Raw genomic sequence first — 18496 nt, forward strand, 5'->3', positions numbered from 1 at the left:
TCGTATCAGAATTTATAAGTTTAGGCTTCGAGAAATGTCCAGCTCCAGCGCCTAGCCCCTCTTGGGTCTAAGCCGCTCTTGAATAGAAGGTGAAAAACACCTTCTATTCAAGAGCGGCTTATGCTTGTCGGGGCTGACCAAGGCGCTTGCGCTTTTCTTAATCAATGTCTAAAATAATAAGAGGTAATACGGCGAGGAGGAAAAGGGATGAAAACAGTTTCTAAGATAGAGAACCTATTTGCAGTAATAAATGAAACAGCAGATCTCATTGCTAAGGAATGTCAATTATCATACATAGAAGCAGTTGCTGAAACAGGTGAAAATATTTTCCATGGTTCTATTTTGCAAGAAGATCTTAGTGAAATTACAGTAAAAAGTATAAAACGTAAATATGAATCCGTAAAAATAGACACATTTGAAAAAGAGGAACTACGTAAAGCATATCAGTTGGCAATTTTAAAAGGATTAAAAGAGGGTGCACACCCTAACCATCAAATGACGCCGGATACAATTGGGTTATTTTTAGGTTATTTAGTAAGTAAATTTGTAGGAAGTCAAAATGAGATTTCTGTATTAGATCCTGCGGTTGGGACAGGTAACCTACTTACAACAATTTTAAATTATTTAGCGTCAAAACAAGTCGAGAGCTATGGTGTAGATGTTGATGATTTACTTATAAAATTATCATATATTAATGCGAACCTTCAGGAGCATCCGGTCAAATTTTTCAACCAAGATAGTTTAGAGCGTTTATTTATTGATCCAGTTGATGTGGTTGTATGTGATTTACCAGTTGGCTATTATCCTAATGATATTGAGGCCTCTAAATATGTGCTTAAGGCAGATGAAGGACATTCGTATTCACATCATCTTTTCATTGAGCAGAGCATAAAGCATACGAAGGAAAATGGGTATTTGTTTTTTATTGTGCCTAATTCTCTATTTGAAACGAAAGAAGCACCGAAGCTTAATCGATATTTAAGAGAAGTGGCAATCATTCAAGGGTTTATTCAATTACCAATTTCATTATTTAAACATGAAAAACATGGGAAAAGCATCTTAGTTCTTCAAAAAAAGGATGAAAATAGCATCCCTCCTAAGCAGGCGTTGCTTGTTGACTTACCGAAATTTTCAGATAAAGTAGCAATGAGTTCAATTATGAAGAAAATAGATCAATGGTTTAAAGAGAACAAATAAGTTTTCTGAATGATGGAAGGAGAGGCTCTCATATTAGGGGGTCTCTATTTTTGTATTTTAAATGGATGAATCCTTACTAAATGGCTTGAACAATACACCTTTTAACTACCTAAATTTTTCGAATAATAAGACTTTGTGTTGAAAGCGGTTTAATTTAATTCATTTCCTTGAAATGTCGAAAATGCAATGTTTAAATGGTAATGGCAGATAATAATCGGTCGCATTTTGTAAAGAATAAAGATGTTAACATTCAGCAAAATGAGAAAGTTTAGCAGGAAATTTGGGTTTCCTACTAAAAACTGGTCGGAGGCTATCGTTTTTCATATCCTATCTTTCAATGGGAAATAAACTTTGATCGTACAAATAGAGAATGAACAATTGCAAAAAAATATGACGTTAAGATAGTCGGAGGATTCGTGCTCTGACTGTTCGCATGCCGCTGCATGTTTGACAAAAACAGTTGGAACGGAATAAAAAGGAGAGTAAAATAATGGCAAAAATAATTGCGATTAATGCTGGTAGTTCATCATTGAAATTTCAACTTTTTGAAATGCCTAGTGAGACAGTTTTAACAAAGGGTTTAGTCGAGAGAATAGGTATTAAAGATTCTGTATTTTCAATTACCGTAAATGGTGAGAAACAAACAGAGGTGGCAGACCTAGCTGACCATGCTGTTGCAGTAAAAATTCTTTTATCAAAATTAACTGATTTAGGAATTATCGATTCACTAGATGAAATTGAGGGAATTGGTCACCGTGTCGTACATGGTGGGGAAATCTTCAGTGATTCTACACTAATAACGGATGAAACGTTAAAACAGATGGAGGAGCTTTCTGAATTAGCACCGCTTCACAATCCAGCGAACATTGTTGGAATTAAGGCATTTAGAGAGGTATTACCAAATGTAGTTTCAGTAGCTGTGTTTGATACTGCATTCCACCAAACAATGCCTGAAAAGTCGTTTTTATATAGCCTTCCATATGAATATTATGAGAAATTTGGCATCCGTAAATACGGTTTTCACGGGACTTCACATAAATATGTATCAGAGCGTGCAGCAGAAATTTTGGGAAGACCAATTGAACACTTACGTTTGATTTCTTGTCACTTAGGGAACGGAGCAAGTATCGCTGCAATTGAAGGTGGCAAATCGATTGATACATCAATGGGATTCACTCCACTTGCAGGTGTTGCAATGGGGACGCGTTCAGGCAACATAGACCCAGCTCTTATTCCATACATTATGGAAAAAACCGACAAATCTGTTGATGAAGTATTAGACGTTTTAAATAAAAAGAGTGGGATTTTAGGAATTTCCGGGATATCAAGCGACTTACGCGATAATATCCAAGCAGAAAAAGAAGGCGATGAAAGAGCTAAGTTGGCTCTTGATGTATTTGCAAGCCGTATTCACAAATACATCGGTTCTTATGCTGCAAGAATGTCTGGTGTAGATGCGATTATTTTTACTGCGGGAATCGGTGAAAACAGTTCGGAAATTCGTGAGCGGGTATTAAAAGGCTTAGAATTTATGGGTGTTTATTGGGATCCATCACTTAATAAAGTACGCGGTGAGGAAACATATATCAGTTACCCACATTCACCAGTAAAAGTATTAGTAATTCCTACGAATGAAGAAGTTATGATTGCACGTGATGTTGTTCGCTTAGCGAAGTAATTTAACTAAAGTGAGCAGGTTGTTCGGGCTAAGGACATAAGGTGCCCGTTAATTCTCTTTTAGAGAGGACAAAGTGATAGCAGACACACATAAACCTAAACGAAGAACAAAGACAGTCGAGGAGAAATCGACTGTCTTTTTGTGTTATGATTTACATGTAACGAGATTCAGCTGTTAGTAACTACTTATTACGTCGAAGGAATAAGGAGATAATAGGATGAATGATACTGAATATCGGAAGGTGATTTTAAAAGAAATCGCATTATGGGAAAATGAATTACGAACTGATGTCCGTACCGATTTAGAGAGGGCATTTAATAGATGGATGAATCGGAAAATTGATGCTCTTCCAGGTTCCGTAAAGCAAATATTCTTTAGGAAAATAGATGAAAGTCTTTTTAATTTACATTCTTTTATTCAAAATTCTTTATTTCAACAAGATGTTAAAAAACAAATACTCTTATCGGCAAAGATATTGAACGAACACATTGTTCAAATTGATGATTTACATATGCTTTCTATTGATCAACTCCATTATTTAGCAGACCTTCAAACAGCAAAGCACCGCCTATATTCATTTATTCAAGGCGGTATAACTGGGACAGGTGGAATTCTCCTGACAGGTGTTGATATACCAGCACAAACGATACTTAATCTGCGCTCTATTCAGATGGTAGCTATGTGTTATGGATATGAAATTAATAATCCATTTGAAATGATGCTATCCTTAAAAGTTTATTATGCTTCACTCATGCCAAGACATCTTCAATATCAGCAATGGCAAGAATTGAAAAAGGAAATAGATGAAAGGGATAGCATGTACTATTTCTATGAAGGAAAAGATGATCTTGCTGATTCAACTAGCTTGGAATTCATCTTAAAACAAGTGACAAAGCTTTCTGTATTAAGCTTTTTAAAAAGAAAGATTGTTGCTGGGTTGCCCCTTTTTAGTATCATGATTGGAGCAGGGGCTAATTACCAGCTTACACGGCAAGTAACGGAATTTGCCAATAAATTTTATCAATATAGATTAATTAACGAAAAATCAAATGGGATCTAGGAGGGATGTTATGAGTAATATTGAGCATAAGCTTGAAGCCCCGCATTCTGTTAAGTGTAAGGTTATTACAATTAGCGATACGAGAGATAAAGAAACGGATAAGAGTGGGAAGCTAATCAAAAAGTTATTAGAAGAGAACGGACATCAAGTGAGTGAATATGAAATTGTAAGAGATGAAAAAACATTAATCCGTACTTCTATCACCGAAGGATGTGAAGCTCGTGATATTGATGTTGTTCTTACAAATGGAGGAACAGGTATTGCAAAACGTGATGTCACAATCGAGGCTGTTCAATCGTTAATTGAAAAAGAGATTCCCGGATTTGGAGAAATCTTTCGTATGTTAAGTTTTCAGGAGGATATTGGCTCTGCAGCTATTTTAAGCAGAGCTTTAGCGGGAGTTGCGATGGACACAGCTGTTTTTGCCATGCCAGGTTCGTCAGGCGCTGTCAAATTGGCCATGGAAAAACTGATCCTTCCAGAACTAGGTCACGTAGTAAGAGAAATAAGAAAAGATCTATCTCATTAAGTGGAACACATAAGAAAAGAGGGCTGCCAGTGTAGCCTTCTTTTCTTATGTGAGTATGTTCATTGTAGACTCACACTCTCAACCAAATTCTGAACTCTTTGCATGCAATTGACAAGAGAGGGGAAAGCATCCTTCTTCATTCTGTGAAGATTATTCCTTTTTATTCCAATATCTCCCGCGCTAAAAAGATAAAACGAACAAAATAAGTTCCAGATCCGTTCAATGCAGCAATTCCCATTCATGATTTGAGGTGGGAAGGTTAAAATATTGAATAGCATCGTTACCTCAATTGACCTTCTAATCAAACTACTTGGTTGGGATAAAAAAGGTTGAATTAATTTTTATACAAATATTCTGCAAAAATATACAGTTTTCTATTGACGAAATAGTAGAACGTTGGTAAAGTGATACTTACATAGAAAATGTATTTTTATAAACATATATTAATTTTTATACATTCAAGGGGGAACACATAGATGAAAAAAGTAGTGTTAGCATATTCTGGAGGATTAGATACCTCTGTTGCAATTAAATGGTTACAAGAACAAGGTTATTCAGTTGTTGCATGTTGTTTAGATGTAGGTGAAGGAAAAGATACAGCATTCGTTCAACAAAAGGCTCTTCAAGTAGGTGCAGTAGAATCATATATGATTGATGCAAAAGAAGAGTATGCGAAAGATTTCGCATTAGTTGCTTTACAAGCTCATGCATTATATGAAGGGAAATATCCACTTGTTTCAGCATTATCTCGTCCATTGATTGCCAAGAAACTTGTGGAAATCGCTGAAAAAGAAAATGCTGTAGCTATTGCTCATGGTTGTACAGGAAAAGGAAACGACCAGGTTCGTTTCGAAGTATCGATTAAAGCTTTAAACCCTGATCTTGAAGTTCTTGCGCCAGTTAGAGAATGGGGCTGGTCACGTGAAGAAGAAATCGAATATGCAATGAAACACGATATTCCAATTCCAATCAATTTAGACAGCCCATATTCAATTGACCAAAACCTTTGGGGAAGAAGTAATGAATGTGGTATTTTAGAAGACCCATGGGCTGCGCCGCCAGAAGGTGCATACGATTTAACTGTACCATTAGAAAAAACACCTGACGAAGCAGAAATAATTGAACTTCATTTTGAACAAGGTGTACCAGTGAAAATCAATGATAAAGCATATCCACTTCATGAGTTGATTCTAGAGCTTAATGAAATTGCAGGTAAGCACGGTGTTGGACGTATTGACCATGTTGAAAATCGTCTAGTTGGGATCAAATCACGTGAAGTTTATGAATGTCCTGGTGCAATGACACTAATTAAAGCACATAAAGAGCTTGAAGATTTAACATTAGTAAAAGAAGTTGCTCACTTTAAACCAATGATTGAGCAAAAGCTAACTGAATTAATTTATAACGGATTATGGTTCTCACCATTAAAGAATGCATTACATGCTTTCTTACAAGAAACACAAAAATATGTTACTGGTACGGTTCGCGTAAAATTATTTAAAGGTCATGCCATTGTTGAAGGCAGAAAATCTGAGTATTCTTTATATGATGAGAAGCTTGCAACATATACAAAAGATGATGCATTTGATCACAATGCAGCAATCGGTTTTATTGAATTATGGGGACTTCCAACGAAAGTGAACAGCATGGTGAAAAACAAGAAGGTAGAAGTATGAAAAAACTTTGGGGTGGACGTTTTCAAAAAACCCCTGAACAATGGGTGGATGAGTTCGGCGCATCCATCCATTTTGATCAGGAATTAGTTGAGGAGGACATAACAGGTAGTCTTGCTCATGTGGATATGTTAGGTAAATGTGGGATTATTAGCAACGAAGAAGCGGAGCAAATCACCAAGGGTTTAACGACGCTTTTAGAAAAAGCAAAGAAGAATGAGCTTACCTTTTCAGTTAACTATGAGGATATTCATTTAAACATTGAAAAGATGTTAATTGATGAAATTGGTCCTGTAGGAGGAAAATTACATACAGGAAGAAGTCGAAACGATCAAGTTGCAACAGATATGCACTTATATTTACGTAAGCATGTAGTGATGGCTGTTGAGTTAATCGAAGGGCTTCAAAAATCTCTTTTAGCTAAGGCTGAAGAGCATGTAGAAACAATCTTACCGGGCTATACACATCTTCAACGGGCACAACCAATTTCATTTGCCCATCATTTAATGGCTTATTTTTGGATGCTTGACCGTGATAAACAAAGATTTACCGAATCAATTAAACGAATTAACATTTCACCACTTGGAAGTGCTGCCCTTGCAGGAACAACCTTTCCGATTGATCGTGAGTATACGGCAGAAAAACTCGATTTTGACGGAATTTATGAAAATAGCCTAGATGGTGTAAGTGATCGAGATTTCATCATTGAATTTTTAGGTAACAGTTCTTTGTTAATGATGCATCTATCACGTTTCTGTGAAGAAATCATTTTATGGTGCTCTCAAGAATTTCAATTTATTGAGCTTGATGATACGTACGCAACTGGAAGTAGTATCATGCCACAGAAAAAGAATCCTGACATGGCAGAACTAATTAGAGGGAAAACAGGAAGAGTCTATGGTAATTTAATGTCTTTATTAACGATATTAAAAGGACTTCCGTTAGCATATAATAAAGACCTTCAGGAAGATAAAGAAGGAATGTTTGATACTGTCAAAACAATTGAAGGCAGTCTTCAAATATTTATCGGTATGATTGATTCATTAAAAGTGAACAAAGAAAAGATGGAAAAGGCTACAAACGAAGACTTTTCGAATGCAACTGAACTCGCTGATTATCTTTCTACTAAAGGAATGCCTTTTAGAGAAGCGCATGAGGTTGTAGGAACTCTTGTTTATCAGTGCATTCAAAAAGGTATTTACTTAAAAGATTTACCATTTGAAGACTACAAACAATCTTCTGAACTGTTTCAGGAGGATTTATATGAAATTATTAGTCCTTATGAAGCCGTTAGAAAGCGGATGAGCGCTGGTGGGACAGGCTTCATAATGGTGAGAAACGCAATCGAAAAAGCGAAAGCGACTTTAAACTAAGTCTACAATAGTGAGTGAATAAGCTTCTTATTTTCAGAGACACTAATCGCGAGTAAATGAAAATAAGGAGCTGACTGTTTTGGAAGAAAAACGAGTAACAAGACAAACATATTATTATGATCATCAAGGTGAACTTGAAACGATTCAGCAAATAGCTGATGCTTATTCAGGTGGTTTCGTTGATCAGCAATTTCACCAAAATTTTGGTATTAATGAGCAATTCCAAGCGAGAGAAGAATAGTCTGAGTGTGAATACAAAAAATGGCTGGCTGATAGTTGTCGGTCTTTTTTTGTATGCAAATTTTATGAATTCAATTCCGTTTTTACAAAATGTTACAAGATCTTAAATAAGCTTATTGTAAAATGGGAGTAATGTTAGGTGGGGGAACTTCCCTGTGTATCACCATCTTGAAGTAAATTTGCAGTGAAATCAAACGATAGATTAGGGCAATATTGGAAAAATCAAGAGTCATCAATAATACGAGGAGGATTTAGGATGAAAATTGGTATTCCTACAGAGATAAAAAATAATGAAAATCGTGTTGCCATGACTCCCGCAGGTGCATTCCAGCTCGTGAAATCTGGACACGAAGTCTATATTGAATCAAATGCAGGTGTAGAGTCAGGATTTTCAGATGAGCAATATACAGAAGCTGGTGCCAAAATAGTTGGAAATGCTCAGCAAGCATGGGCTACTGATATGGTTATGAAGGTAAAGGAGCCGGTAAAAGAGGAATATCAATATTTCCGTGAGGGATTAATTTTATTTACGTATTTACATCTTGCAGCAGAGCCTGAGCTAACATTAGCATTAATTGATCATAAAGTAATTGCTATCGCTTATGAAACCGTTCAGCTTACGAATGGCTCTCTACCACTTCTAACGCCAATGAGCGAAGTTGCTGGTCGAATGGCTTCTCAAATTGGTGCGCAATTTTTAGAGAAACCAAGAGGAGGTAAGGGCATTTTATTGGCTGGAGTACCAGGAACTAAGCGGGGGAAAGTTACAATTATTGGCGGTGGAGTTGCGGGTACAAACGCAGCCAAAATCGCGATTGGACTAGGTGCTGAGGTAACCATTTTAGATGTCAATCCTGAAAGACTAAGACAATTAGATGATATTTATGGTAAAGACATTTCAACTCTAATGTCTAACTCTTTTAATATTTCTGAATCTGTTCGCGAATCTGATTTAGTTATTGGTGCAGTATTAATTCCGGGAGCAAAAGCACCGAAGCTTGTGTCAGAGGATGACGTACGGTCGATGTCAAAAGGTTCTGTCATTGTTGATATTGCCATTGATCAAGGGGGGATTTTTGCCACGACTGACAAAATAACGACACATGATCATCCGACTTATGTGAAACATGGCGTTTTACATTATGCAGTGGCAAATATGCCAGGCGCTGTTCCGCGAACGTCAACCTTTGCGCTCACAAATGTCACAGTGCCTTATGCTGTGCAAATCGCATCAAAGGGTTATAAAAAGGCCTGCTTGGAAAATGAAGCGTTATTAAAAGGTGTAAATACATTAGATGGAAATGTAACGTATGAGGCTGTAGCAACAGCACATGGGCTCACTTACCTTGATCCACGTACTTTGTTACTAAGTACTTAAAATTGTTAAACGTAATTTTAAAAAGCTAAATGTTTTAATCTAACGTAGAAATAGGGTAAGATTTTTTATAGAAGTGATTGCTTCTGCTAGAAAAAATAAGATGAGAGCAGGTGGAGATAATGCAAGTTTCTTATCATGGTCATTCAGCCGTGCAAGTTTCAACAGGAACGAAAAAGATTATTATTGACCCGTTTATTAATGGCAATGAGTTATCAGATTTAGAAGTAGCTAATCTTGAAGTTGATGTGATTATATTAACACATGGTCACAATGATCATTTCGGTGACACGGTAGAAATTGCTAAGAAAAACAATGCATTAGTGATTGCTCCTTATGAATTAGCAGTCTACATAGGTAAGAATGATATTAAGATTCATCCAATGAATATAGGTGGAGCTTATCAATTTGATTTTGGTACAGTAAAATTGACACAGGCTTTTCATGGATCAAGCTATGAAGAACAAGATGGAACTGTCGTCTATACTGGTATGCCTTCAGGAGTATTATTAACAGTTAACGGGCAAACAATTTATCATGCTGGTGATACTGCATTGTTTTCAGATATGAAAATGATTGGAGAACGAAATTCGATCGATCTAGCATTTTTACCAATTGGGGATAATTTAACAATGGGTCCAGAGGATGCGGTAGCTGCTGCTGATTGGCTAAAGGCGAAAAAAGTCGTACCGATTCATTATAATACGTTTCCTGCGATTAAACAGGATCCGGTAAAGTTCACAGATATGTTACCGAAAGATGTGGGTGTTCCATTAAAGGTAGGAGAAAAGCTCGAACTATAAAGTGAAGCTTCTATCAGTCGTGTGTATGTGTTCATCTATCTCTTTTGATGGATAGATGACCGTTAATTTGCGATAAACCCTAAAAAAGAAGTGGATGTGATTACTTACAATCATCCACTTCTTTTTTTTTAGTACATGCATAAACTATAGAAATGTTTAATTTGAAAGGATGATCCTTTTGAAAAATTTACTTTATGTCTTATTGGCCTTAATGATGCTCTTTTTTGGATTAAGGTATATGACTTTATCAGGAAATCAGATGCAAACCGTTTTTGCGATGAGTTGGTTGTGTTTAGCGTTCTTTGTGATTGGAGGAAATTTCACACAATTTTTATATCGTCCAAAGAAACTGGTTCGTGTAAAACACGTACAGTCATACAGAAGAAATCGTCAAAAAAAAAGACAGCGTCAAACCATGCGTTGATATAAACTTGCACCACCCTTATAATAAAAGGGAGTAAACTATGGATATTATTTAAAGGGTGATGAAGCTTGGCTACTAAGCACGAGCAAATTTTACAATATATAACTTCACTTCCAGTAGGTGAAAAAATTTCAGTTCGACAAATTGCAAAGGATATTAACGTTAGTGAAGGGACTGCGTATCGCGCGATTAAAGATGCGGAAAACAAAGGCTATGTAAGTACGATTGAACGTGTAGGAACAATTAGGATTGAAACAAAAAAGAAAGAAAACTTTGAGAAGCTAACCTATGCGGAGGTCGTTAACATTGTTGATGGGCATGTTTTAGGTGGGCGAGCAGGACTACATAAAACCTTAAATAAGTTTGTCATTGGTGCTATGAAGATAGATGCAATGATGCGATATACAGGGGCAGGGAACTTGTTAATAGTAGGAAACCGTACTAATGCTCATCAATATGCACTGGAGGCAGGCGCAGCTGTTTTAATAACTGGCGGTTTTGATACTGATGACAGTGTGAAGAAACTCGCGGATGAGCTTGAATTGCCGATTATCTCAACAAGCTATGATACTTTCACTGTTGGAACGATGATTAATCGAGCGATCTATGATCAATTAATCAAAAAGGAAGTTGTTCAAGTAGAAGATATTTTAACTCCCGTTGAAAAAACAATTAGCTTAAAAACATCAGATACAGTGGCTACATGGTATCAGCATAATTTTGACACAGGACATGGTCGTTTTCCAGTCATAGATCAAAATCTAAAGGTACAAGGGATTATAACATCAAAGGATATAATGGGGCATGACCATTCCACGTTGATTGAAAAAGTCATGACAAAAAATCCGGTTACGGTCATTGGGAAAACATCTGTTGCATCTGCTGCTCAGATGATGGTTTGGGAAGGAATTGAGGTACTTCCAGTTGTTGATCAACAAATTCGATTATTAGGGATGATCAGTCGTCAAGATGTCTTAAAAGCATTACAAATGATTCAACGGCAACCGCAAATAGGTGAAAAGTTAGATGATATTGTCACAAATCAATTTGTGACAATTGATGATGAATCAAAGCGAAGTAGTATTTTTCGCTGTGAAGTAACCCCACAAATGACAAACCACCTTGGGACGATTTCATATGGGGTTTTTACCACCCTTGTTACAGAATCAGCGAATCGATTTTTACGAGCGCAAAAAAAGGGTGATATGGTTGTTGAAAATATTACCATATACTTTATTAAGTCTGTTCAAATGGAAACAATGCTTGAGCTTCATCCGAAAGTATTAGAGGTTGGGAGAAAATTCGGAAAGATTGATATTGAAGCATATAGTGATGGAATGGTTGTGGGTAAAGCGATGATGATGGTTCAATTTATTTAAAGGAAAGAAGAGGCAAATTAAAGGCCTCTTCTTATTTTTGCTCTTCTTTTATTACATCAGGTAAGTATTGCTTATAAGCGCGAAACCCAGCCCAACTGCTGCTAAAACCAACGATTACAAAGATAATTCCGATAATGAATGATAAGCTAGACCGAAAGAGGAATAATTGATTAAGACCGTATAACGCAACAAATAAACCTAATGCAATACTTGATTTTGCTGATATCCATTGTTTTACGATTGGCTTAGTTGATCTATATGCTTTTACCTTATAGAAGGCGTAAAAGGATAATGCAAAAACGATGAGGATAACCAACACTGGCATAGTAATAAGCCACCACCTATATTATTTATTCTTACATCTAGCTTTATAGTAACTGATAAATAATCCCTTTTATTTTACCATGTGGAATGAAAAATGTATTCATTTCTGATTTACAGAGTATTCTTTCTTTTTAAATACACCTATTTATGATTTAATATTCTATAAAGAATCTTAAAGGAGAGTCAAATGAAACAACAAATTTTAGATGAAATCCACCAAAATGAAACAATTATTATTCATAGACATGTTCGTCCAGATCCAGATGCGTATGGTTCACAATGTGGTTTGGCCGAAATCTTAAAAGCGTCCTATCCAGATAAAAGAATTTACGTCGTCGGGGAAAGTGAGCCTAGTCTAGAATTTCTTTATAAAATGGATATTGTAGAAGATGACATGTATAAGGATGCGCTCGTAATCGTTTGTGATACTGCCAATCAGGCTCGTGTAAGTGATCAACGCTATAAAAATGGAAAAAAGCTTATTAAAATTGATCATCATCCAAATGATGATAAGTATGGAGACCTACTTTGGGTTGATACAACTGCGAGTGCAACAAGTGAAATGATTTATGATCTGTTTTTAGTCGGTAAAGAGAACCGCCTAATACTTCCAAAGAAAGCAGCACAGCTATTATATGCAGGAATTGTTGGAGATACTGGTCGATTCTTATTTAAAAGTACAACAGAAAAGACATTTCGTTATGCTAGTGCACTAATCTCTGAAGGAATTGAGTTTACCCCGTTATATGATGAACTTTACAAAACAAAACGTAATGTTGCTAAGTTAAGTGGCTATGTATTGCAAAATTTTAACTTAACATCATCCGGGGCGGCGTCTATGAATATTTCAAAGGAAATATTAAGAGAATATGAGGTAACTGCATCAGAGGCATCTCAATTAGTTGGATTGCTCGGAAATATCGAGGGTGTAAAATCATGGGTGTTTTTCGTTGAAGAAGAAAATCAAATTCGCGTAAGATTAAGATCGAAAAGTCTAATTATTAATGGGCTAGCGAAAAAATATAAAGGTGGCGGACATCCATTAGCGTCAGGTGCATCTGTTGACAGTTGGGAAGAGGCTGACCATGTTCTTAAGGATTTAGAGGCGCTTTGTCAGGGAAATTGAGCAAATAAATTGACGATATGTATTGGTTCGGAAAGCCTGATTGCGATTCCGAACCTTTTTCATGATATCAGAATTTATAAGTTTTGGCTTCGAGAATTGTCCAGCGCAAGCGTCCGGCCCCTCTTGGGTCTATGCCTGAGGCTGATCAAGGCGCTTGCGCTTTTCTTAATTAAATTTGGTGAAAGAATGTCATGATAAATGAAAGACTAAATGATTGATTTTATGAGGTAGGACAAAATAGTTGGTGGTGTGATGCGGAAGGTTGATAACGCTTACTTTTTTCTGTTAGGGATAAACCAAAATCCAATATCTGTAGCATCCTCATATACATCGAGGTTTAATAGTTGTATCTCTTTTTTTATGAGATTTGCTAATTCTGGAGATTCAACATAAGCTGAAAAACCATTTTTAATATGTTCTATTTTTTCTTGTGCAAGTTTTTTAGAACTAAAAATATACAATGTTATCGCCTCCTTTTCAAATGAATTCGGGAAATCATCATTTTATTTAACTTCAAGTGCGAATTTGGGAATAGGTCATAGTTTGATATGTAGACAAGGGTCTACAAGTTGGTTAAGCTTGAGGTGTGTAGTGAATGGTGAGTTTTTACATAGTCGCATGGATGATGATTTGAAAATGTCTGACCCCAAATCACGCAATTTGTAAAGCGAAATGTTACTTTGTTATGACGTCTAGTGTGATTGGGGCTCATTATTAAGTTTGAGTCAGTCTCTTATTCTACTTTATTCGCACTTTTGTTTCATTACGATTGTTTTCTACAAATAGTTTGAAAAACATTCAGTCTTATTTTGAAAATGAGATTTCTACTTCAATATAAATAGTTGTATATAACATGAATTTTGTCATCTCAAGCTTATATTCTTTCCCATCAATCGGAAAAATTTTGTTTTCAATCGTTTTTTCAATTAGTTTATGATTTGAGTAGACGCTTTCCATATCCTTTGCAATTAGATCTGATAAATCTTTTTTAACATTTTCTTCAATACTTTTAATATAAAAATCTTTAGGTAGATATTTGTCCCCATTTGTTACATGTACGTTAATCTCTTGTACGGTGACTTTTTGTTGAGCTTCTTTATTTAATTTTGAATATTCTTCTTGGTAAATTTCGATTTCTTTTTTTAACTTTTGAATAGTGATATTCTGTTTATTTATAGTAGTTCGATGATCCTCTTGAATGACACCAAAAATAAAGAGAAAAACACCCCAGCTGATAATTGCTCCAATTGCAGCACCTGCAAAAAAACGTTGCCACGTTGGTTGTTGATAATGTGGTGGAATTCTCATGATATATGCTCCTGCGTTAACCATATAATAAGGTGCCAGCCTGTTTGTGCCCCTCCCATAGCAGATATAATTAATAACACTTGTTTGACAATATCCCTTGTCTCGCCCTGAAAAATCCCACGTTCAAAGCTATAAAAAGCATCAAAGGTTCCACCGATTGCAGCAACGAGTGCCCATATTTTTAAGCGGTTCGCAAACTCAAACATTTTTGTTAATGGCGGCTCACCAGCCAAGAAGGCCCCAATTGCACCGATCAAGGTTCCACCTAAAAGTACACCTAAAGCAATAAAGAAGCTATGAATAAAAGCCGGAATAAAGGCCTCATTGTCCATACATATCAACCTCCTACTCTTATGTATATGGACGACCTTTTTTAAGTATGTTTTGATTTAATGGAAAATTTTAAAAGTAACGATGTAGCATTTGTTAACGGACAATTTATTCTTTCGTCGTAGAGTCCTCTGTGAATCTAAGAAGCGAAGATATGTCCTGCTCTATCCATTGACTTTGTGTTTCTTTGAATCTCTTATTTGTGAAGATAAAATTCTCGGAATATAATGAGGATATGGATATGCAAATTTCTAACGAAAGTTATTCATTCACATACATATTATTAACGATTATTTAGAAGGGAGGAAATTAGGTTGCCTTTCGTACACCTTCAAGTAAAAAGTGCGTTCAGTCTATTAACGAGTGCCGCAAAGCTAGATAGGCTTGTAAGTAAAGCGAAATCACTTCAATTTAAAGCATTAGCATTAACTGATTTTCAGGTTATGTATGGTACTGTTGCTTTTTATAAATTATGTAAACAACAAGGAATCAAGCCTATTATTGGTTTGACAATAAATGTAATAGAAGAACAGGAGGAAGTAATTTCACCACTGATTTTATTGGCTGAAAATAATCAAGGATATCAAAATTTAGTAAAGATAAGTAGTGCATTGCAAACAAAAACTCCCGAGGGACTACCAGAAAGATGGCTGAAGAGCTATAGCCAAGGCCTAATTGCAATTATCCCTGGTCGTGAAGGGATCATAGAAAAATACGTAGTAGAAGGAAATCATCATAAAGCAAAAGAGTTCATAAAGAAATATGAAATGATTTTTGGTCGTCATTCTTTTTATCTCGGGATACAAAATCATTTGTCAGCTCAAGACGGTGAGCTCCTCTCCAAAATGATTTCATTAAGCGAAGAAATGAAAATACCGATCGTTGCAACAAATAATGTAGCTTACATAGAAAAAGAAGACTATATTGCCCATAAATGTTTATTGGCAATAAAAAACGGCGATAAGCTTTCAGATGAACATATTGATTTACATACGCCAAATGAATATTATTTAAAATCGCCCCAGGAAATGGTCTCAATTTTTGAACAATATCCCGATGCGCTTGAAAATACATTACGCATAGCTGATCGCTGCCATGTTGATCTTGAATTAGGTGTTACTCATTTACCTAAGTTCCCCACGCCTAATCAAGAAAGCGCCAATGATTATTTAGAACAGCTTTGCTTAAAAGGATTACACGATCGATTTGTAGAACCGGAGAACATATATAAGGAACGACTGCGATATGAATTAAATGTGATAAAAAGGATGAATTTCAGTGATTATTTTTTAATTGTCTGGGATTTTATGAAGTATGCACATGAAAATGGAATTCTTACAGGTCCGGGACGTGGATCAGCGGCGGGTTCGCTTGTTTCATTTGTATTAAAGATTACTAATGTTGATCCAATTAAACATCGCCTCCTTTTTGAACGTTTTTTAAATCCTGAACGGATTACGATGCCAGATATCGATATCGATTTTCCAGATACGAGACGTGATGAGGTCATAGAGTATGTTGCAAACAAATATGGAAAAATCCATGTCGCACAAATTATTACGTTCGGGACATTGGCTGCTAAAGCTGCAATCCGCGATGTAGGTAGAGTAATGGGGGCTTTACCAAAGGAAACAGAAATCCTTTCGAAACAGATTCCATCACGTCCTGGAATTACCCTTAAAGATGCAATAAAGGAGTCATCTACGTTAACAAAAGCAATTAATGAAAATGAGCTATACCAAAAAATAATGGAAACAGCATTAAAATTAGAAGGACTCCCACGACATGCTTCAACACATGCAGCAGGTGTTGTACTGAGTGATCAGCCTTTAACGAATATTGTTCCAATTCAAAATGGGCAGCAGGACGTTTATTTAACTCAGTTTTCAATGGATTATTTAGAAGATTTAGGGCTATTGAAAATGGATTTTTTGGGCCTAAGAAATTTATCATTGATTGAAAATATTACAAAATTAATTAAGAGTAAAGAAGGAGATCCAGTTAACTTAACGAAGATATCTTATCAGGATGAAAAAACATTTTCCCTTCTTTCACAAGGTGATACAACTGGGGTATTTCAATTAGAGTCGGAAGGGATGAGAAGCGTATTAAAGCGGCTTAAACCCACCCGTTTTGAGGATATTGTTGCTGTTAATGCACTATACCGTCCAGGTCCAATGGAGAATATCCCTCTCTATATCGAAAGAAAGCATAAACGACATCCAGTGCATTACCTCCATCCTGATCTTGAGCCAATCTTACAAACAACTTATGGTGTCATTGTATACCAAGAGCAAATTATGGAGATTGCCTCAACAATTGCAGGCTTTACGTTAGGAGAAGCTGATTTGTTAAGAAGAGCAGTAGGGAAAAAAAAGAAGGAAGTACTTGATGAAGAAAGGGAGCATTTTGTAAAAGGTTGTATAGCAAATGGATACGATGAACAAATTGCGAATCAGATGTACGATTTAATTGTGAAATTTGCTAATTATGGTTTTAATCGATCTCATGCAGTAGCATATAGTATGATTGCCTACCAATTAGCTTACTTAAAGGCAAATTATCCGTTATATTTTATGACAGCATTATTCACAAGTGTTAGTGGAAATGATAATAAAGTTTCGCAGTATATACGTGAGGCGAAACAAAAAGGTATGACAGTCTTACCTCCTTCCGTAAACAACAGTGCTTACCCATTTTTAGTTGAGGATGGTTGTATCCGCTATAGTTTAGTTGCCATAAAAAACGTAGGGATTGCCGCAATTAAAGAAATATTTCAAGCTCGGAAAAAGAAACAATTTACGGATTTATTTGATTTTTGTATCCGAGTATCAATGAAAATTGTTAACCGTCGAACGATGGAGCAGCTTATCTTTTCAGGTGCTATGGATGATTTTGGGGCAGATCGTGCAACCTTACTTGCAAGTTTAGACGTTGCGATTGAGCACGCTGAATTACTTAAGCCTGCAGATGATAGTCAATTCGATTTCTTTATCGAAGAAGAGTTTACCCTTAAGCCTAAATATATTGAGGTAGAACCGTTCAAAATAGAAGAAAAATTAAAATTTGAAAAAGAATCACTCGGCTTTTATTTTTCAAGGCATCCGGTGGAATTACATCGAAGGAAATTCCAATTGGCTGGCGCAGTAACAATTTTAGATATAGGTTCAAAACTTGAAAAAAGTGCTTCGATTGGTGCAACGGTTGTAAATGTTCGAACAATCCGTACTAAAAAAGGTGAAGTTATGGCATTTTTAAGTATTGGTGATGAAACCGGAGAGATGGATGCAGTTGTTTTTCCACAAATCTATTCTAAGTTTAGCGGTATGATGACCCAAGGGAGTATTCTTTATCTAGAGGGAAAAGTTGAACGACGTCAAGACAAACTACAGTTTATTGTCCAACGTGCTAGTTTGCCTAACATGCTATTTAATGGGGATGAGCAAGCTCGACTTTTTATAAAAATCGATAAAAATTCACTTGAACAGCATAAGCTAGTAGAAGTAAAGGAACTTCTTAAAGATTTTCATGGGGAAACACCAGTAGTTCTTTATTATGAAACCGAAAAAAGAACCGTTCAACTGCCAAAGGAATACTTTGTTTCACCAACTAAAACATGTATGAATGTATTAATTCAATTACTTGGAAAAGATAATGTTGTGTTAAGGAATCACTAA

Annotated in this window: 17 protein-coding genes; 13 read left to right on the forward strand and 4 right to left on the reverse strand. The window is 35.9% G+C overall.

All coding sequences use genetic code 11. The features are described 5' to 3' along the window. The first annotated feature begins 207 nt into the window (after window positions 1–207). The 11 genes from K9V48_RS07830 to K9V48_RS07880 all read left to right on the forward strand — a co-directional run bounded on the left by K9V48_RS07830 (window position 208) and on the right by K9V48_RS07880 (window position 11731). Window positions 208–1197, forward strand: a complete 990-nt coding sequence (locus K9V48_RS07830) for a class I SAM-dependent methyltransferase (protein ID WP_224138166.1) — start codon at window positions 208–210, stop codon at window positions 1195–1197. 490 nt (window positions 1198–1687) lie between these two features. Continuing rightward, window positions 1688–2875 carry an acetate kinase gene (locus tag K9V48_RS07835; RefSeq protein WP_224138167.1) on the forward strand — a complete coding sequence of 396 codons (1188 nt, stop codon included), beginning with the start codon at window positions 1688–1690 and terminating at the stop codon, window positions 2873–2875. A 217-nt stretch (window positions 2876–3092) separates the two neighbouring features. Beyond that, window positions 3093–3935 (forward strand): EcsC family protein, encoded by an 843-nt coding sequence (locus K9V48_RS07840; protein WP_224138168.1) that lies wholly within the window; start codon window positions 3093–3095, stop codon window positions 3933–3935. Between the two features lie 10 nt (window positions 3936–3945). Further along, window positions 3946–4464, forward strand: a complete 519-nt coding sequence (locus K9V48_RS07845) for a MogA/MoaB family molybdenum cofactor biosynthesis protein (protein WP_224138169.1) — start codon at window positions 3946–3948, stop codon at window positions 4462–4464. A gap of 476 nt (window positions 4465–4940) precedes the next feature. Next, entirely contained in the window at window positions 4941–6140 is a 1200-nt protein-coding gene (locus tag K9V48_RS07850) for an argininosuccinate synthase (RefSeq protein ID WP_224138170.1), read from the forward strand. Continuing rightward, window positions 6137–7510, forward strand: coding sequence for an argininosuccinate lyase (gene argH, locus K9V48_RS07855; RefSeq protein WP_224138172.1), 1374 nt, complete (start codon window positions 6137–6139; stop codon window positions 7508–7510). Before K9V48_RS07850 ends, argH begins: the two co-directional genes overlap by 4 nt. Before the next feature lie 79 nt (window positions 7511–7589). Further along, the gene (locus K9V48_RS07860; protein WP_224138174.1) at window positions 7590–7751 is read left to right on the forward strand and encodes a hypothetical protein; all 162 of its coding nucleotides are present in this window, start codon (window positions 7590–7592) and stop codon (window positions 7749–7751) included. Between the two features lie 255 nt (window positions 7752–8006). After that, a complete protein-coding gene (gene ald, locus K9V48_RS07865; RefSeq protein WP_224138176.1) occupies window positions 8007–9128 on the forward strand; it encodes an alanine dehydrogenase in 1122 nt (373 codons plus the stop codon). Between the two features lie 119 nt (window positions 9129–9247). Further along, complete coding sequence (locus K9V48_RS07870) at window positions 9248–9928, forward strand: metal-dependent hydrolase (RefSeq protein WP_224138178.1); 681 nt, start codon at window positions 9248–9250, stop codon at window positions 9926–9928. Window positions 9929–10106: 178 nt separating this feature from the next. Beyond that, window positions 10107–10352 carry a hypothetical protein gene (locus K9V48_RS07875; RefSeq protein ID WP_224138180.1) on the forward strand — a complete coding sequence of 82 codons (246 nt, stop codon included), beginning with the start codon at window positions 10107–10109 and terminating at the stop codon, window positions 10350–10352. A 68-nt stretch (window positions 10353–10420) separates the two neighbouring features. Next, complete coding sequence (locus tag K9V48_RS07880) at window positions 10421–11731, forward strand: DRTGG domain-containing protein (RefSeq protein WP_224138182.1); 1311 nt, start codon at window positions 10421–10423, stop codon at window positions 11729–11731. 31 nt (window positions 11732–11762) lie between these two features. Here the strand turns inward: K9V48_RS07880 and K9V48_RS07885 are convergent, their stop codons facing one another. Further along, window positions 11763–12056 (reverse strand): YtpI family protein, encoded by a 294-nt coding sequence (locus K9V48_RS07885; protein WP_224138184.1) that lies wholly within the window; start codon window positions 12054–12056, stop codon window positions 11763–11765. 186 nt (window positions 12057–12242) lie between these two features. On the opposite strand from K9V48_RS07885, the gene K9V48_RS07890 reads away from it, so the two are divergent. Beyond that, window positions 12243–13181, forward strand: coding sequence for a DHH family phosphoesterase (locus K9V48_RS07890; protein ID WP_224138186.1), 939 nt, complete (start codon window positions 12243–12245; stop codon window positions 13179–13181). Between the two features lie 272 nt (window positions 13182–13453). Here the strand turns inward: K9V48_RS07890 and K9V48_RS07895 are convergent, their stop codons facing one another. The 3 genes from K9V48_RS07895 to ytrH form a co-directional block, all read right to left on the reverse strand. Beyond that, window positions 13454–13642 (reverse strand): YtzJ family protein, encoded by a 189-nt coding sequence (locus K9V48_RS07895; RefSeq protein WP_224138187.1) that lies wholly within the window; start codon window positions 13640–13642, stop codon window positions 13454–13456. Between the two features lie 343 nt (window positions 13643–13985). Beyond that, window positions 13986–14489, reverse strand: coding sequence for a sporulation membrane protein YtrI (ytrI, locus tag K9V48_RS07900; protein ID WP_224138189.1), 504 nt, complete (start codon window positions 14487–14489; stop codon window positions 13986–13988). Further along, the gene (gene ytrH, locus K9V48_RS07905; protein ID WP_224138191.1) at window positions 14486–14821 is read right to left on the reverse strand and encodes a sporulation membrane protein YtrH; all 336 of its coding nucleotides are present in this window, start codon (window positions 14819–14821) and stop codon (window positions 14486–14488) included. The genes ytrI and ytrH overlap by 4 nt, the downstream gene beginning before the upstream one ends. A gap of 312 nt (window positions 14822–15133) precedes the next feature. Between ytrH and dnaE the strand changes: the two genes are divergently transcribed. Next, complete coding sequence (gene dnaE / locus K9V48_RS07910) at window positions 15134–18496, forward strand: DNA polymerase III subunit alpha (RefSeq protein ID WP_224138192.1); 3363 nt, start codon at window positions 15134–15136, stop codon at window positions 18494–18496.

Source organism: Metabacillus rhizolycopersici, assembly GCF_020075705.1.